General features: G+C 41.2%; 13 protein-coding genes. 8 read left to right on the top strand and 5 right to left on the bottom strand.

Going from position 1 to position 18,578, the window contains the following annotated elements; translation table 11 throughout:
- Positions 1 to 64: 64 nt before the first annotated feature.
- Positions 65 to 1,024: a glycoside hydrolase family 43 protein gene (locus tag B9Y69_RS06395; RefSeq protein WP_085472195.1), complete on the bottom strand. Its 960-nt coding sequence runs from the start codon at positions 1,022 to 1,024 to the stop codon at positions 65 to 67.
- 199 nt (positions 1,025 to 1,223) lie between these two features.
- Here B9Y69_RS06395 and B9Y69_RS06390 point away from each other — a divergent pair, with 199 nt between their 5' ends.
- A complete protein-coding gene (locus B9Y69_RS06390; RefSeq protein WP_085472194.1) occupies positions 1,224 to 2,348 on the top strand; it encodes a lipid II:glycine glycyltransferase FemX in 1,125 nt (374 codons plus the stop codon).
- A gap of 44 nt (positions 2,349 to 2,392) precedes the next feature.
- Here B9Y69_RS06390 and B9Y69_RS06385 read toward each other — a convergent pair whose 3' ends face one another.
- The 3 genes from B9Y69_RS06385 to B9Y69_RS06375 are packed head-to-tail and all read right to left on the bottom strand — an operon-like array spanning position 2,393 to position 8,036.
- On the bottom strand, positions 2,393 to 3,946 hold the full coding sequence (locus tag B9Y69_RS06385; protein ID WP_085472193.1) for a DUF6850 family outer membrane beta-barrel protein: 1,554 nt from the start codon (positions 3,944 to 3,946) through the stop codon (positions 2,393 to 2,395).
- Positions 3,946 to 5,313, bottom strand: coding sequence for a DUF4876 domain-containing protein (locus B9Y69_RS06380; protein ID WP_085472192.1), 1,368 nt, complete (start codon positions 5,311 to 5,313; stop codon positions 3,946 to 3,948). Before B9Y69_RS06380 ends, B9Y69_RS06385 begins: the two co-directional genes overlap by 1 nt.
- 5 nt (positions 5,314 to 5,318) lie before the next feature.
- Positions 5,319 to 8,036 carry a TonB-dependent receptor gene (locus tag B9Y69_RS06375; RefSeq protein WP_085472191.1) on the bottom strand — a complete coding sequence of 906 codons (2,718 nt, stop codon included), beginning with the start codon at positions 8,034 to 8,036 and terminating at the stop codon, positions 5,319 to 5,321.
- A gap of 136 nt (positions 8,037 to 8,172) precedes the next feature.
- Here B9Y69_RS06375 and B9Y69_RS06370 point away from each other — a divergent pair, with 136 nt between their 5' ends.
- Positions 8,173 to 9,312: a cytochrome-c peroxidase gene (locus tag B9Y69_RS06370; protein WP_085472190.1), complete on the top strand. Its 1,140-nt coding sequence runs from the start codon at positions 8,173 to 8,175 to the stop codon at positions 9,310 to 9,312.
- 24 nt (positions 9,313 to 9,336) lie between these two features.
- Here B9Y69_RS06370 and B9Y69_RS06365 read toward each other — a convergent pair whose 3' ends face one another.
- A complete protein-coding gene (locus tag B9Y69_RS06365) occupies positions 9,337 to 9,930 on the bottom strand; it encodes a pentapeptide repeat-containing protein (protein ID WP_085472189.1) in 594 nt (197 codons plus the stop codon).
- A 97-nt stretch (positions 9,931 to 10,027) separates the two neighbouring features.
- On the opposite strand from B9Y69_RS06365, the gene B9Y69_RS06360 reads away from it, so the two are divergent.
- From B9Y69_RS06360 to B9Y69_RS06335, 6 genes are all read left to right on the top strand, one after another.
- A complete protein-coding gene (locus B9Y69_RS06360; protein ID WP_085472188.1) occupies positions 10,028 to 10,432 on the top strand; it encodes a DUF1801 domain-containing protein in 405 nt (134 codons plus the stop codon).
- 120 nt (positions 10,433 to 10,552) lie between these two features.
- Positions 10,553 to 11,146 carry an RNA polymerase sigma factor gene (locus tag B9Y69_RS06355; RefSeq protein WP_159451823.1) on the top strand — a complete coding sequence of 198 codons (594 nt, stop codon included), beginning with the start codon at positions 10,553 to 10,555 and terminating at the stop codon, positions 11,144 to 11,146.
- A gap of 91 nt (positions 11,147 to 11,237) precedes the next feature.
- Complete coding sequence (locus tag B9Y69_RS06350) at positions 11,238 to 12,416, top strand: FecR family protein (RefSeq protein WP_085472186.1); 1,179 nt, start codon at positions 11,238 to 11,240, stop codon at positions 12,414 to 12,416.
- Between the two features lie 258 nt (positions 12,417 to 12,674).
- Entirely contained in the window at positions 12,675 to 16,223 is a 3,549-nt protein-coding gene (locus B9Y69_RS06345; RefSeq protein ID WP_234991118.1) for a SusC/RagA family TonB-linked outer membrane protein, read from the top strand.
- An 11-nt stretch (positions 16,224 to 16,234) separates the two neighbouring features.
- The gene (locus B9Y69_RS06340; RefSeq protein WP_085472184.1) at positions 16,235 to 17,689 is read left to right on the top strand and encodes a RagB/SusD family nutrient uptake outer membrane protein; all 1,455 of its coding nucleotides are present in this window, start codon (positions 16,235 to 16,237) and stop codon (positions 17,687 to 17,689) included.
- A 3-nt stretch (positions 17,690 to 17,692) separates the two neighbouring features.
- A complete protein-coding gene (locus tag B9Y69_RS06335) occupies positions 17,693 to 18,577 on the top strand; it encodes a putative zinc-binding metallopeptidase (RefSeq protein ID WP_085472183.1) in 885 nt (294 codons plus the stop codon).
- Position 18,578: the final 1 nt, after the last annotated feature.

Below are 18,578 nucleotides of genomic sequence, written 5' to 3'. Positions count from 1 at the left end.
AACACCGGTTTGTCGTTGTTTTTGTTAGTTTGAATCAGGGGTCTTTTTGACCCCTGTTTTGTGGTTAATCCAGTACATGGGTGACACCCGAGAATGTCATCTTTATTGGATTAATATGACCATTTTGATCAAAAGTCATGCTGTCGATACAGGTTTCGCGCTCATTAGCACCTGTTTTTCCCAAGGGCCTGCGGTGGTATACTATAAAGTATTTGTCTTGGTTGGGCACTTGGATTACCGAATGATGGCCCGCGCCGGTTGCGACAAGTTCGTCTTGCTCTAGCACGGTGCCTATCCGCCGAAACGGCCCCAATGGGCTGTCACTGATTGCGTAGGCTACCTTGTAATGGGGGCCACCCCAACCGCCTTCAGACCACATAAAATAATACTTGTTATTACGAATAAACATAAAAGGACCTTCAACATAAGCTTCTGGTGTTACTTCTTTGTAGAGGGAACCATCTGCAAAAGGGACAATATCGGTGAAGTCTGCATTTAACCGCACAACATTGCAGTGACGCCAGCCCCCGTAAAACATGTAATATGAATTGTCCTTATCCTTAAATACAAATTGATCTATGGGTTGGGCGCCGTTTATAATTTGGTTGATTAGCGGCTTTCCAATTAGATCTTTGTAGGGACCTTCTGGTCGATCTGCGACGGAAACCCCAATCCCGCCAACCTCTCCTTCATGGACATCATTGGCACTAAAAAAAAGATAGTACTTTCCTTCCTTTTCGATAACACTAGGGGCCCACATTGCCTCTTTTGCCCATTTAATGGCGGCCGTGTCCAGCACCCGCGCATGTTTCGTCCAGCTTGCCATATCTTTGGAAGAAAAAGCGTCAAAGAATACCTGTTTTTCATAAGGGGCAGAGTACGTAGGGAACAACCAATATTTATTGTTGTAAATAATGCCTTCTGGATCGGCATACCAACCTTTTATGACTGGATTTTGCTGTGCGGATGCCCCACCAAAGCTAGCCATCAACGCCAGTAATACATAATTTTTTAGTTTATTCATTTGTGTTTTGTTTAGGTGTGTTTTAAATATACAAAAACCTTTTAGCAATTTGTGTATTAGCTTTTTAACATATTCGTGACATGGCTTCAGGCCTTTGTCAAATGATTTAGGTATCTTTGTGGTTTTTGGGCATTAAAATTGGATCTGATTATAGTTTTTTGAGAACATGTATGCCTTATAACTAGAATAGTAGAAAATCATGATTGCTGATGTAGAGGATAAAGAAATCAAGGAAGTATTTCGGACATCCATTATCCAACAGACTTCGTATTGGTCTGAGGTAAAGAAGATGCAGGGCGTAGAGTCTAAAGCATACAATTTTAAGGTAAAAAAATCAGACCTCTTTTCTGATAGTGAGGATAATACGTATTTCGTGGGTGATTTATTGATTCTGATTCAGAACATAGATCAGGAACACTGTATTGCTTATGTGCCTTACGGGCCTGAAATTGAGCCTTCGGCCGAAAATCAAGGTTATTTCTTGGAGCAGCTTTCAGAGAGCTTACGTTCTTTTTTACCGAGTAATTGTATCATGATACGCTATGATCTTTCCTGGGAATCACTATGGGCTAAAGATGAAGATTGTTATGATCTGCATGGCAATTGGATCGGTGTGCCTGATCGGAAGATACAAGAGATTCGGTTCAATTTCAGTACCGAGAACTGGAACCTAAAGAAAGCGAATACCGATATTCTACCTTCGAACACTATTTTCATGGATCTGAAAAAAAATCACGATCTATTGTTGGGGGAGATGAAGCCTAAGACACGCTACAACATCAATCTTTCTAAACGGAAAGGGGTGAAGGTTCGTTCACTGGGATTGGAAAGTTTGGAAATTTGGTACGAATTATATCGGCAGACGGCACAGCGTAATAATTTCTTTTTACACGATATCAGTTATTTTAGAATTGTACTTACCGCACGTGCAAATGATACCTTATCTCCGGCCGATGTTTATCTGCTTGTGGCGGAGGTGGACGATGTTCCTTTAGCAGCCATGTTTTTAGTGGTTTCTGCAAATCGCGGCACCTATCTTTATGGCGCGTCGGCTACCGAAAATAGAAACTATATGGCGACCTATGCGTTGCAGTGGCGTGCTATGGAATTGGCGAAGGAGAAAGGGTGTACGGAGTATGATTTTTTTGGTGTGGCGCCTAAGGCGGATCCCTCGCACCCTATGTATGGACTGTATCGTTTCAAAACGGGATTTGGTGGAAGTATGTATCACCGAATGGGGTGTTGGGATTATCCATTAAATAAAGATAAATACCAGTATTATATCTCGATGGAGTTTAAAAACCAAAGCTACCATTTGAGTTAACGCAAAAGGCTTACGCTGCAGCGTAAGCTTTTTGTTTAGGGTGTTTATTTTCGACTTAAGAACATCCGTATTCCAGCGTGCATCCTCAACCGATCTCCATTAGGTAAAAATGTAGGATTGATTCCTTCTTCAGCCGCTCTGTCCTTCGCTTTTTGATAGTCCGCTTGGACATAAAAAGAAAAGCTATTTTGAAATAATTCCTGCCGATATTCTCCCTTCAAGCGTATACCCCAATACGAAGTTTTATGATAGTAGTAATCGGTGAAAACGACATTCTTGATAAACTCCGTCATGGAATAGGGGTTGTAACTTAAGGTTGTTTTATTAGGGAAGCTATAGTATGGATTTATCGTGAACTCGTGCACGCCACCTTGTTTATTTCGGATATAGGCATTGTGCAGGATAGATACTTCTGTATTTTTATGGTATAGTTGTACCGCTTGTAATATATCCCTATGGTTTTCTTCCTTTTGTGCGAATTCAATACCAAACTCTTTGCTATAAGTCCGTGTCTTGTCCCATAGGAAGTAATACTTAGCGGTTATCAACTGATTGTTTACCTTATAGTTTGAGCGACGTAAACTTCCTGTGGTTTTTAAGTTGCTGTCCTCGCCATCGTTTTTAACGAGGGAGAGTATGCCCAGGTGTTGTCTGTCACTATGGTTAAAGCTCTGAACGGTAATCTTTCCCGAATAAGTGAACAGGTCAAAAACACCTATCGGCCCAATATATCGTTGGGAAGCCTTTGAGACAGGTTGATTTGTGTTGTGGTAATATTCATATTCCCCTTGTCCTGTAATCTTCCAGTTCCGGAACAAACCGGCATATTGTATTCCTACTCCTTTGTAGCTATCGTATTTATAGACATTAGAGGTGTCTTTTACAATAGAACTTCCATATCCATAGTTCATATAATATATACGGTCTGGATTGAGTAAGTTGTCCTTAAAGTTTTGATTTTTGTATTGAATGGAAACCTGTTCATCCGCGTAGCCCCATAGTCCATAGACAGACACTGCATGTTCCTTTACGTTAAGGCTTACTCCGGGGCGTACTTTGACGATGAATCGATCCGACTTCAAACGCGGGTCATCTGTTCCTGCGCTCCAATGTTTGATGTAATCAAGGTTTACGAAAGGCACTAAAAATGGCCATATTTTGTAGGATATCGAGGTTGCGATACTATAGTTTTGGCGACTATATGCGCCACTTTTATTCGCATAAGGGTAAAAGGTCGATAGGTTCTCGAGGTCATTCTTTTGACCGTTTGCTAAGCTATCTTCAAAAGAGTTGTTAAATTCAAAGACTCCACCTATTCGGAATCGTCCTAACTCGTTTACCCCTTCGGCGATAAAACTAGGTTTTCTTTTGGTGTATGCTTGTTGTGCTTGGCGAAAACCTCCTCTTTCCATGTTATAATCAAGCTGTAGGCTGCCATAATTCGAAAGTCCCTTAACTTGCGCAAGAGTTGGAGATAAGACCATGCTTTGTGCATAAATTCTATCTTGCAAATAGAAGTATACAGAATCATTTCTGTTTTGACCAAAGGCCGAAACAGAAATGATCAGTGATGTTATTAAACAAAGTCGTGCAATCATTAGTCTATGAAGGAGCTGTTATCTTTATATGGGTTCGACTTTTCGAGGAACCCAAAATCATTAGTTGAGTTGTTGGTGTCCTTAAGGATACGTCGTCCATTGACGATTTTTTGCGTTTTACGGACGACCGATTGGCTGGTATACTGTCCGCCAGGTACCGCAATTGCTCCGGCATCAAATCGTTGTGGAAGACGGCGAGGCACCCGATCCGACGGTGTTGGCTCTTCTACTTCAACTGCATCTACTATATACTTACCTGGTATTTGTGGATAAACGGTTGTGGAGGAAGAGACTGTTCTTACGCTTGGGATTGCAAACTTGGGAAGCTGCTCAATATTAACTGTATGGTCTACTTTCACTAACACATACGATTCTCTCGCTTGTGGTGTTAGTACCATATCGCGCATGCCGGTTGCAAAGAATGTTGTCATGTCGGTAACATCAGGGTTGTCTACATCAGAAGCAAACATGGTACGTCCTGGTTGTATTTTTTGTTCATACGGGTATAGCCATACTTCAAAATCAGCTTTGGAAAGGTCAACGGTTAAATGAGGGTCTAATGCCCCTACAGAGGTACCGGAGTTATTTAAGTAGGATCCGGCATGGTTGACGGCAGTTTGTGCAATTATGATACTCTTTCCTGGCTCAACGGGGTATTTTTTTCCTGTTCCGTCACTGGGAATCATAAAGATTGCTTTTGCATAAATATAGTCTTCATTGGCATTGCCCGTAATTGCTTCCATACCGATGGATTTACTCCAGTCATACTGATTATTGGTTAACGAATACTGATCTGTGTTTTTATTTGTTTTTCCGTAGGCAAGTACCAAAAGAAGGCTGTCTGCATAGAGCACATCCGCTGAATTGTTGTAGATTTCTACGAACTGATCACGTATATTCGCAGCTCTTGTCGTATGTGACCCCGCATAGTAGATTTGCTTGATCACAAAACCACCTACCGGTTCACTATTGATGAGGTTGATCTTGATCTCTTGGTCATTGAACAAATTTTGATCCGTAAGCGAATAGTTCAAAAAGAAACTATTTTCTCGGTATGTACCTGTTAATTTGGTGTATTCTTCCGCTGTAATTTCTAGGGACACATTGATGTTGTAATTTCCGGGAACAATGTTTTGTAATGCTATCTTTCCTTTTTCATCGGCCTGTAATTTATAGTTGCTGTTGTTGGCCTTGTTTGTCATGGTTATTTCCGCCTTGTCGAAAGGAACATTAAACCAGACTTCAGACTCATCGACCGCCAGTTGGATCTGCACATTTATGGGGCGTGCTTCTTCTATATCTTTTTTACAGCTACTTAACCCCAGAATAAAGATAGAGAGTAGAAATAATTTAATTTGCGTTTTCATTTTGTTTAGAGTTTTAAAGATATTCCTCCAGTTATACTCAATGGGCTGTTATATGTTGTAATAGTTTCAGCACCAGTATCTGGATTTGTATATGATGATTGTGGGTGTAAATTCCATGTATTATAGGTTGTAACAGCGATACGGATACGTTTGCTGATCTCCTTAGCAACAGATACTGAGAAGTTTGCATAAATAATTCGTTGATCCGTACTTGTACTCCGTACATTGCGTGGCGGGATGCCGTATCGCTCACTACCGGTAAAGAAAACGGGACGCATGTCTTTATCTAAATAACCAAGCGCTGACTGGAAATCTTCTGTATATTTTGTTTTCTGTTTATTCATCCAAAAAAGATCGGTATTCGTCATAATAACAAAACCTAATTTTGGAATATGCGTCGTCGTATTAAGTTTGCTTGTAAATACGTATCTTTTATTGTTGGAGAGTGGGGTGTGGAGTGCATACCATATATTTTCACCACTAATGTTTACGGGGTTTTCAAGGTTAATAATGTCATAATAATCATTGTTCTGCTCCGATAAGATAAAGGAACTGCTTGTGGATACGCTGGTGTTTATAGCGTTAATTTTATTCAAAGACACACTCCAGTCTACGCCGTAAGTATAAGAGTTGAGTGCATTTTGGACCTTCAAGTAACCTCGATCCCGATAAACGGTATGCGTGCCATTTTCTGCATATACGATCTTGTTTAAGGTCGGGTCATATGAATAACTGTAATTTGGCAAGGTAAAATTTACAAACTGTTTAAGGGAATTGAAGCCATCACGATTGTCTTTGAAATAAGCATTCACGCGCGAACTCAAAAACGAGTTCCGGTAATTGACGGTAAATTCTGCTTGTGTTGATTTACTAGGTTTTAGGTCTCTGTTTGCTGTTTCAAAGCGTTCTGTATATACTAGATATAGAGACGCTTTGCTGTTTACGACTAAAATAAGGGGCACATCAATCCATGATGGGGGTGGGTATCTGTGAGCCAACGTTGGAGATTTTGTGGAAATACCATAGGCTGCTGCAATATTCCATTGTTTGTTAAGAATTACTTGCGTGCTCAATCGAGGTTGTACAGCGAGGGAACCATTTTGAGAATCAAGACGCACACCTAAATTAGAATGAACCTGCTTTCCAGCAATCTTATAGGTTACATTATCGGTGAAATATAAGCCTGAATTAACCATGGAAGGAGTTTGTTCAAAAGAATAAGGTCGAATATTTTGACTATTAAAGTCAACAAAACGAGGTCGGTCTGGATCTGAAATAATTCCCTTACCACCATTATTGGCGTAGCTGGAGTTTAAGCCATAGGATAGATTATGACGTGTATTTCCGAATTTGAAACGACTACTAAACTTCAGGTTCCCACTCATGGATATAGGATTTCCTATAATTTCCTCCACGGCTAAATATTGACCATTAAGTAGTATCCCTTCATAGATACCTGTTGTATCTTTTGCGGTGTAGCCTTTGTATGGCTGGTTCAGCAACCATTGCGCAAAGCTCTCTTGTGTTCCTTCGGCATAAGATAAGGTTAGGTTAATATCATTAATGATTTTCGAGTCCAAGCGGATAAACGTATTGTTTGAGACACGGAAATTTTTTGCTTTCGAATAATATTTTCGTTCAGAGGCATCGTCCGGGTCTTGCTTGGCATCATCCACACGGGTGTTAAAGTCGAGGCTTAATTTATTGCGGACGCGTTTATACTGTATGGTATTCCAACGTATCGAAGCACCATATCGCTTGTATTCCTGGACCTTGTCCCGAGGATTTGAATTGGAAAGGGCATAGTTCAAATCCGTCGTAATTCCTCCCCATTTTTTTGGTAAGTTAAAACCTTTGTTCAGCGAAAAGTTGGTGGATCCGCCATTGATATTGGTGGTAAATTGTAAGGGTGATTTTCCCGCTTTTCGTTCAATGATGATTGCTCCATCAGTGAGTTCGCTATATTCGGCAGAGGCCACGCCCTGGATCACTTCTATGCGTTCAATGGACTCAACGGGAATTTCTCGCAGGTCAATACCCCGAAATGGGACGTCTGCTGTATTGCCACTGGTCACGGCGGGAAGAGCAGAGCCACCAATTCCGCGCTGTCCGACAGGACGGGATTGCATGTTCGCATCATTAGATAGAGTGACGCCGTCCACGATAATAGGAATACCTAAGGAATTATTTAAATCGTACTGGCCTCCCAGTGTATTTCGTAGTGTTAACGTCTGCGGCGCATTGATGTTTGGCGGAGTCATTTGTTTTCCCGGCAGTGTATTAAGAACATCCATTAAACTGAATGCCTGTACGCGCTCAATGGCTTCTTCGTTAAATTCGATGGAGGAGATGGAATTCTTGTTCGTGGCATAGGTCGAGTTTACAGTGATCTCTTTAAGTGTTAGGCTGTTGCTTTCCATTTTGAAGACGAGATGGTTCTGTTTTTTTGTCTTCACTGATAGCTGTACAGATTTCATCCCTACATAGGATACCTTTAATGTTACCTCATCCAAATCATCTGGGACCGTTAGTGTAAAGTTTCCCTTATTATCTGTTAGCGTGGAACTTGACGTTTCCTGGCAAATAACGCTGGCCAACTGAATGGGTGTCGATTGCCCATCGAGAACTACACCTTTCACCTGGATTGTTCTTGATTGTTGTGCATGCAATAGGTTGCTAGATAAGAGCAGAAGTATGGCAATTACGTGCCGAAATTCAGTCATAGGGTAATAATGTTTGTGTTCTTATTTAAACCAAGTCTAAATAATAAGGCAAAAGTACTAATCCGTCCTAATATTTAAAACATTATTTTTAATTATTCTAAATAATGGGTTATTTTTGCCAGCAAAGTTCACTTGGATGAGAAAAGGAGTAATATTTGTTCTGATTTTGACTGTCGTTTGTTTACTGTCCTTCAGTAACAGGGCGTATCAGCGTATTAGTGATCTTACAGATTCGGTTCGTCAACTGTATAGCAAACCGATTACTGAATGGCCGCGGCCTGTGATCGATTCGGGCGTACATTGGACCGAATTTAAATCATTACCGAAGGTAGATACCAGTTACTTTACGTTGATGGAGCAACCTGATGTTAAGCTGGGGAAATTTTTGTTTTTTGATCCGATTTTATCTGGTTCAAATCAAATCTCCTGCAGCAGCTGTCATAATCCACAAACTTCATGGGCTGATAAGCTTACGGTCCCTGTGGGTAATGATCATTTGGAAGGGACGCGGAATACACCATCGTTATTGAATGTGTATGCACGGAAGTCCTTTTTCTGGGATGGTCGTGCGGGTTCGTTGGAAGAGCAGGCTCTGGGCCCTATTGAAGCGCATCACGAGATGAATATGGATTTAACAAAGTTGATTCCAAAGCTTAAAGCGATACCGGCATATAATGAATTATTTGCCGCAGCTTTTGGTGAGGTAGAATATTCTATGCCCGAAGTGATGCGTGCATTGGCTGCCTTTCAACGGACATTGACCAGCCGGCGTAGTAGATTTGATGAATTTGTGGATGGGAATTATAAAATTTTGCGCGATGACGAAATTCGAGGGTTGCATCTTTTTCGTACAAAAGCACGTTGTATGAACTGTCATCACGGGGAATTTTTTACAGACGAGGCTTTCCACAATATCGGATTAACATATTACAAGCGTAAGTATCAAGATCTTGGTCGATATGAAGTGACAAAAAAAGCGGATGATGTAGGTAAATTCAGAACCCCCTCTTTGCGTGATGTTATGAATACAGATCCTTGGATGCATAATGGTCTGTTTTGGGATATGACAGGTCTGTTAAATATGTATAACAGTGGGATGCAAATGAATTCTCCAAAACCAGGAGAGAAAGAGAGTGATCCTTTGTATCCTGTTACTGATCCGCTAATGCGGAAATTAAATCTGAGCAAGGATGAAATCCAAGACCTCAAGGCTTTTTTAGAGGCGATTACGGCTACTAAGTATCGGATGCATCGACCGGAAAAACTTCCACGATAGGAAAATCCCTTTTCTAGTTTATAATTAACTTATAGAAATATCGTTGTCAATATCCAAATTATAATGAGAAAGCAATCCACTTAAGTTAAGGACGGAGAATTTGGCTTTCTTCATTTTGTTGGCTTCGGGGAATATGGTGAAATTACGTGCGGTACGGAAATCGGCTTTTTCCAAATTGGTGTTTAAGAAACGTGCATCCGTAAGGTCACAGTTATCAAATAGGGATCCTGATAAATCTGTTTCGCTAAAGTCTACTTCTTTCAGTGTACAGCCTACGAACTTTGTGTTTTTAAGTTTCCGGCCATAGAAAACGGAGTAGTCCAAAAAACTGTTTGTAAAGGAAAATGAAAACATGTATTTGTTACATTTGGTAAAGTCTACTCCCAATACTTTGCACTCTATAAAGGTTACATCTCGCATACCCGCACCATTCAATATCGTCATGGAGAAGTTACAGTTCTGAAATACACAATCTTCAAAACTATTATCGCTTAGGTCGCTTTTATGGAAGTTACAGTTTAAAAATGTACAGTGTACAAACTCGCGATCACGTAATTTTGTTTCAGCATAATTGATATTAGAGAACGTTTTGTCCTCATGAAATACGGTTTCTTCCATGTTCTTGTGGCGCTTGTTCGTTGTTGTCAGGCTCTTGTAAAGGTACTAAAGTTTCTTATTTTTATATGTAGCAATAGTACGTTAACATGCTACCAGTATGAAAAAGATAACTTATGCAGCGGACGTTTTGCAATACAATGCGTTGTTGCAACCCGCGGACCAAGAGATGGCGAACCACTTGATGGAAGAGATCTGTAGCGGACTGCAGGAAGCCGAAAATAAGGTATGGCATGCGCATCCTGTTTGGTTCCTAGAAGGCAACCCTATTGTGGGGTATAGCAAGCAAAAGAAGGGGATGCGTTTGATGTTTTGGAGTGGTGCAGACTTCGATGAAGAAAAGTTAGTTGTTCGCGGAACGAAGTTTAAGGATGCTTCTATTTTTTATCGAACGATGGCGGATATCGATGTCGCTGATCTGAGGCGATGGCTTGAAAAGTCGCGCACGATACAGTGGGACTACAAGAATATCGTGAAGCGAAAGGGCGTGTTGGTGAAGATATAAGTATGTGTGTGTGCTCTGTTTGGTTGTTTTTTGTGTTTCTGAAGTAATGCGTTTAACCTTTATTTTTGGAAATACTCTGACAATAGATTACATTTACTTTATGTTAACCTAATATGAATAGTGGGCACGGGTAAAATTAATAGATCGGTCTTATCCCTTTTTACGGAGGGAGACAAAGAAGCTTTCGAGTTTATTTATCGGGAGTGTTCAGCCTTAATTTACCGTCGATTGGTTTATATTCTCAAAGACACAGAGGATGCAAAAGAGGTGTTGCAGGCGGTTTTTGTAAAACTATGGATTGGGCGAGAAAGCATAGATACAGAACGAAATTTTGAGCATTATCTTTATCGGATGGCCGATTCGATGGCTATCGACCTTATTCGCCGCAATACAGGGAGTAATGCAATTTTTAACACCCTGTTTACGGAGCATGATCTCATATCTGAGTCTATGGAAGATCAATATGTACGTCGTGAAGACTGGAGTATACTAGAAGAAGCTATTGAACAACTCCCCCCACAGCAAAAGCTGACTTTTCGCTTGTGTAAGCTGGAAGGTAAATCCTATGATGAGGTTAGTAAATTACTCAATATTTCTACATCCACCATCAGTAATCATCTTGTTGCTGCAACTAAAACGCTGCGCCAGTTCACGGCTAAATATCACAAAGAGCTAAAAATTATCCTTCTATGGTGGATTTTGAAAGAAATTTGATTTTTTTTCAAAATAAACTAGTGAGTTCCTCTTTTTCATTCGTAATAATAGTAGTAAAAGACATAAAAAGGTTTGTGTCTGCTGCCAAATTATGAATTATATATACCTGAAAGAATTACTTCTGCATTATTTTGAAGGCACCATTAGGGAAGAGGAGCTGTACAAGCTTATGGAGTTATTGGAAGATGTGTCTGATGAAGACTTTGAGCGAATACTTGCTGAGATAGAAACGCCCATATCCGTTCGGGCTCACTTATCGGAGGAGTCTGCCAATCAAGTGTTGGCGAAAGTACTGCACGAAATTGAGCGTATCGAAGGAAGTCCCAATCATGTAGCAGCGGTTTCAGGTAAGACAGTCTGGTTTACTCCATGGCTCCGTATAGCGGCTGCCGTTTGTGTTTTGCTTGTTGGGGCAGCTTGGTATTGGAGTCAAATTTTGAATAAGGATGAAACGACATCTTCTTCACGGGGTGTGTATGATGTGGATCCAGCCAGTCCGATGGCTACGGTAACCTTGGAAAATGGGGAAGTGGTACGTATTGATTCTTCGGCCGTCGGTCTTGTTTACAGCAAAGACGGAATGCAAATCTATAAAGATGAAAATGGTGCGTTAACCTACCAAGATTCAACGCAAAATGAGCCTATTTATTTGACTGTGAGCACGCCTAAAGGCGGGATAATGAAGGTGCGTTTGGATGATAGTACGGTAGTGGAACTCAATGCAGGAGCGACGCTCCGTTATCCGTCTGCTTTTACGGCAAAAAAGAGGGAAGTATATCTAGAGGGAGAAGCCTTTTTCTCTGTGGCGCACGATGCGACCAAACCTTTTGAAGTTCATATGGAGAAACAGATCGTTGAAGTTTTAGGGACATCTTTTAATGTAGTATCTCGAGCGGATTATGCACGAACAACCCTGGTGGAAGGGCGTGTTAAAATTCTAACCGGTGGTAAGGCTTATTTTCTTAAACCTGGAGAACAAGCCGTGGTAACGAACGAGGTTAAGATTTCGTCTCTTAATCCGACGCAGAAAGTAGCCTGGAAGAATGAAGAGTTTACCTTCGATCATAGTACTTTTTATGAGATTTTACAAGAAATTGAAAGCTGGTATAATGTGCAGGTTGTCTTTGCGGATAATAACCTGGAAGACGTACATCTCTCAGGAACAGTTTCTCGAAAGGTTAAATTATCTGCGCTATTAAAAGTTCTTGAAATGAATACAAACTATAAATTTACAATTGAAGAAAGGAGGGTTTTAGTGACAAAAAACTAAACATAATTTAACTATGAAACAAAAAACTGGAGGTGTTGGAGCACCCCCAGCTATAGGGTTTCAAAATTCGTTACGGTAATAAAAAATTTTTCTAACCAGTGCAAATATAGTGAATCTGATAGACTTACCTTCTATCGCCATTTTTGCACTTAACTAGTAATTATGAATAAAAAGAAGTTTTGGGGTCTTCTCCATGTCTATTTACATAGGTACAAATTGAAGACTCGGCTTTTGGTCAACCACCAAATCCTACTAGCAATGAAACTAACCATACTGCTCATGGTGTCTTTTTTGGTCCAAGTCTCTGCGAATAGCTTTGGCCAAAATGTAAAAGTTAACTTTAAAAGCCAACGACTTGAGGTCGTCCTTAATGAGCTAAAAAAACAAACAGGGTATAGCTTTTTAATTAATTCCAACTATTTAAAAAACGCCCGTCCTGTCTCTATCGAAGCTTACAATGTACCTTTAGCGAAGGTTTTGGATGAAGTTTTTTCTAAACAACCTTTCAACTATATTGTGTCGGATCGGATTATCACGATTAATCCCGAACCGAAAGATGAAGAAGAGGTGGTTCAGCAGAGCATTTCCGGTCGCGTTTTGGGCGATGGGGGAAAGGGACTTGCGGGTGTCACCATTGTCGAAGTTGGGACGACCAATACAACGAATTCTGGTGAGGGTGGTCATTTCTCTATTCGTATGACCAACCCTAATGGAGCCTTGCGCTTTAGTTCTATCGGATATATTTCTGTCGATAAACCTGCGGCGAATAATATGACGGTCAGATTAGCTATTGAAGATAAAAATATAGATGAAGTTGTTGTCACGGGCTTCCAGAAGATTGATAAGAGTAAATTTACAGGTTCTGTCAGTCAAGTGGATAAGAAAAACATTGACCGATCTGGAGCTTTGGACGTGTCACGCATGCTTCAGGGTGCTGCGGCGGGTGTATCCGTGCAAAATACATCGGGAACGTTTGGTGCAACACCAAAAATCCGTATCCGGGGTAACTCTTCAATCAGTGCGAATCAGGAGCCACTTTATGTAGTTAACGGAGTGCCGATCACTTCCCCAGCAAATGTTGCTGTCAACCAGTTGTATAGCGGAGATCCTGCTTCGGTACTGGGTTCTGCAATTGCCGGCTTGAATGCGCAAGATATCGAGGATATCCAGATCTTAAAGGATGGAGCTGCATCGGCACTGTATGGAACGCGGGCGGCGAATGGTGTTATCTCGATTACCACCAAAAAGGGGGCTTACAATTCGAAGAGTGTTAATCTTAGTACCGCCTTGTCTGTGGGTTTAAAGCCTAGTATTGGTTCTTTCAACTTGATGAACTCAGCACAAGAGATGCAGTTGTATAAGGAAATGTATGACCGCGGTTATCTTTCAAATGCGAACTGGCCAACCTATACTGGTGCATTTACGGAAGCCTACCGCCAACTCGCATTGCGAAACTATACGTTAGACCAGGCTTACGATGAATTGAATAGGTCCGCAAAAGCAAATACAAATTGGTTTGATGTTCTGTTCCGTAATAATTTGATCCAAGAACACAGTCTTTCGTTTTCTGGAGGGGGTGATAAACACACGTATTATGTGTCGGGTAGTTTTGCCGATGATAATGGACAGTCGATTGGTTTTGGCACGAAGCGCTATACCACAGATGCTCGCACAGTGTTTAATATTACGCCTAAAATTGACTTAGACGTTAACCTAAATTGGAGTGCTAGAGATCAAAAAACACCGGGTACGAATGAGTCAAAAACGCTGGCTTCAAGTAATTATTTTGAGGTGACACGCGAATTTGAGATCAACCCGTTTTTGTATGCCATGCAGACGAGTCGCGCCATGTATCCATACAAAGCGGACGGCTCTTATAATTACTACCTGGAGAACTTAACGCCTTTTAATATTGTAGAGGAGCTGAAAGAGAATTTCAACGACATAAAAGCGCAAGAGGTTCGTTTAATTTTACGTCCAACCTATCGGATACTGAAGAACTTACGTTACGATGGTACGTTTGCTATCCGGAGAAACCAAAGTAAAGTAAGCCATATTGTAACAGAACGTTCGAATATGGCCAATGCGTACCGTGTTGATTATAATGATGTTTTGCGTACTCAAAACGCTTTGTTGTATCAAGATCCACGGGATCCATACGCTTATAGAGAAAGTATTTTACCGGAGGGAGGTTATCGTTATCTGTGGAATACAATGCAGTCTTTTTGGAGTGCTCGAAATCAATTGTCTTTTACGGAGCGCTTTGGAGACCATAATTTGAGTGTTATGGCTGGGGTAGAGATTGAGAAAACATATGTGGACCGTGACTACTCTAAAGCATATGGCTATATGTACTACGGAGGAAAGGTTGCGGCTCCTTCTGCACTAGCAATGATTTACGCGGTGAATAGAGATGACCGTACTTACATAGAAACCTTTCAAGATCGGAGATCCGTAGGTTTTTATGGAAATATTCAGTATTCATTTAAAGATAAGTACAATTTTGATGTAAGTGGACGTCAAGACGGGAGTAACATGTTTGGACGGATGCAACGTTCTAAATTTTTACCAAACTACGGCCTTGGTTTTGCCTGGAATGCGCATAAGGAAGCTTTCTTTGAGAACTTAAATAGCAGTGGTAAGATCGACTACTTGAAATTTCGTGTGAGCCATGCCTTACGTGGGAATAGTTTTGAAACCTCGCCAATGCTCAATGCCAATTACATCAATATGGTTCGTTTAGATCCTGTTAACAGTAGTAAAGGTATCAACGTGTTAGATCCTGAGTTGTACAACCTCGCGTGGGAGAAAGATTACACGACCAATTTCGCTTTTGATTTATCCCTTTTTAATAGATTAACGTTAACGGCGGAATACTATACCCGTCGGAACAAGGATCTTGTTGTACCATTTGATATTGCACAAGAGGATGGATATGTTTCTAAGCGAATCAATTTTGGTACGATGCGAAACAATGGGGTTGATATTACTTTAGGATACCGTAACCTTTTAAACAAAGAAGACTTCAAGTGGGATGTAACATTGATCTACGGTTATGTAAAGAACAAGCTGATCGATGGCGAAGCGCAATCGGCTCAATTATCACGGATTACGAATCCGAACGGTTACCCTATAACTGACTATCCGTTGGAAGGGTTGTTTGGTTTTAACTATTCGAGATTGAGTACGGAGGGGAGACCATTATTCAATAGCGATAAAGGAGAAACCCAAGGGATTGCTTTGGCGTCACGGGATCGGTCGTTGATCACGTATTTAGGTAGTCGCCAACCTTTAGGAACGGGATCTATTGCAAACTCGTTTCAATATAAAGGGTTAGAGTTTCGTGTTTTCTTAACCTATTCCTACGGACATAAGGTATTTACACAACCTATTTACCAACGAGCTTATGATGATTCTGGTTCTAAATCTGGAGACTTGAACTATAGGTGGCAAACGATTGGAGACGAGAAATATACGAATATACCGGGCTTGATGAGCACGATTCAACGTATCCATGTAGGTACCCAAAGTAATATGGATGAGACGGCTTATAACAGAAGTGATTTTAGAGCGGCCGATGCGAGTAATCTTCGTTTAAGCGAGGTTTTGCTTGCTTATGATATTGGACAATTCTTGAACAGAAGGGTGCCAACTGTTAAAAATGCACGCGTCATGTTATCGGCTAACAATCTGTATTACTGGGCAAGTGGACGCTTACGCGGTGTAGACCCAGATCTATACTTAAGCGGCGGTACGTCATTGCCGAATCCACGCTCATTTAGTTTACGTTTATTGTTAGGCTTTTAGGAGGAGATTATATGAAAAAGATACTATATATGGTGGTGATGACTGCCATACTGGGAATGACAAGTTCCTGTGATAAATTTTTAGATGCACCTTATGACAACCGGGTCGAGATTAACGATGTGGAGGATGTCAACCTTTTACTTGCTAATGCTTATCCTGTACGTGCGGATGTGTTTACCGAGATTATGACGGACAATCTACATCATTACGCATCAACTATGCAAGCGAGTAATGGTGCGACCTATCTACCGATTTATCGTTGGGAGGATGAGTTTTCGGATGCAATCACGACGGCTACACCCACGCATGCGTATACACATTATTATCGGAAAGTATACGACGCCAACCTGGCTTTGGAGCAATTGGAAAAGGCAACGGGCAGTCAAGGACAAAAGGATGCATTACGTGCGGAAGCCTTGATTTTGAGAGCTTACAACTATTTTAGTTTGGTGAACTTGTTCAGTTTACATTATAATGAGGCTGAGAATGCAACAAATTTGGGGGTGCCTTTAGTCCTTGAAGTACCTAAGGGAAATAGAAACTTATATGATAGAGCGACGGTAAAGGAGGTTTATGATCAGATCGATAAGGATATGGAAGAGGGTTTGGCGTTAATGAAGAAGGGTGAAGCTTTTGTTCCACGGACGCCTTATCGTTTCTCTCTTGCCAGTGCCCATGCATTTATGTCGCGCTTGAACCTGTATAAAGGAAAATGGGATGAAGCTGCACGATATGCCGATTTAGTGGTTGGTGAACGTGGCGTTATCGTGCGTAAGATGAGTGAGGATGTGACACGTAAAGCGACCACTATGGAAACGTTTTGGGCGCAAGAGATTATGAGCCCTACGCAACATCCAAGTTTGTTGTTGGTGAATCAGACCAATCTTTTCCTTTGTCGTCCTTTTGGTTATCGTCTAGGCGGTTTTTATATCGCGCACAATATCTTTTACACGACACCTTCTCAAGATCTAAGAACACATATGTTTAGTTCTGGCGGAACGGTAATCGATAGTGTGGCATTGGTTGTAAAATATGCCAATCAACCCAACAATCCGAATGCGGCTCAATCTCGTTATGATTGTTTTACGATGGAGGAAGTGTTACTTAACAGAGCCGAAGCAAACCTCCGTAAATCAAGCCCTGACATAACCAAAGCCATGGCTGATATCGAGGCGATACGTAAGGAACGTTTTACGGCGGCAAATTACAGACCATTAACGACTCCGGGTAATCCGGCTGATGCTTTGACAGCGGTACTACGTGAACGTAAGTTGGAATTATTGGGACAGGGCTATCGTTGGTATGATATCAAACGCTTGGGTATCGAAGTAGAGCACCGCATGATTCGGACGGACCCTAAGACGGCAACCATCCTGAAAGCGAATGATAAGCGCACGGCCATACAAATTCCGATTCAAGCGCGTGTCGGAAATCCATTGTTAGAGAATCAATTAAATCCAAGATAGATTATGAAGAAGCTTTTTTATATCTTATTATCCATTGTCTTTCTTACCGCTTGTCAGAAGGACAATTATCCACTTGGAGAAATAGATGAGAGTACGGACTATTTTTCTAAGAGAGAACCTAAACCGAAATCGAAATGGAATGAGTTAGATTATTTGTGTGACTCTATCCAGAAGGCTTATGGTGTGGAAATTATATACGAATATACTCCCCGTATCATAGCCGGCACGACATTCTTTATGCCGCCGCAATATGATAAAGCATTGCCTTATACACGGACTATGCTTAGTAAAATATGGTTGAAGCCATTAAAGGAAAAATTTCCGAAATTTTTTGCAGGAGAAACGCCGATTGAGTTTATTCTAGCGGGTGGTTTTGTTCACTTTAACGATCCGACGACAACAGGAACGGCGGCAGGCGCGGGTATGAACGGTCAGTTTTATCGTTTGGGTATGGGTGGCGTAAATAACTACTCTACGTCTAAAGCCTGGTTGTATGACCATATTGTAACACTTTTTCATGAGCACGCCCACCAAATCGATCATAAGTACGGTCGTGGTTACTTGTATGATCGCGTGTCACAAGGCAAGTATTATGGGCTGGCGGGCTATTTTACAAACCCAGCAACAGGAAGGCCGCGTACCGATGCAGAAGCACAAGCCGATGGATTCTTTAAGCCCTATGGTGGTTATGCTCCGGAGGAAGATTTTGCAACATCCGTGGAGTATATGGTTAAGTTTCCGCAAAGTACGATTAGAACATACATCAGCCGCAACCGTGATCTAGAAACAAAGTACAAGATGGTACATCAGATGTACCAGACTATGGGTGTGAATCTACATGATTTACATGTTGTCGTGGATTCGGTTGTGAATAAAGTGAATTACTAAA

The sequence above is a fragment of the Sphingobacterium psychroaquaticum genome (assembly GCF_900177625.1).
Taxonomy (GTDB): domain Bacteria; phylum Bacteroidota; class Bacteroidia; order Sphingobacteriales; family Sphingobacteriaceae; genus Sphingobacterium; species Sphingobacterium psychroaquaticum.
This window is presented reverse-complemented; position numbering and strand designations above follow the sequence as displayed.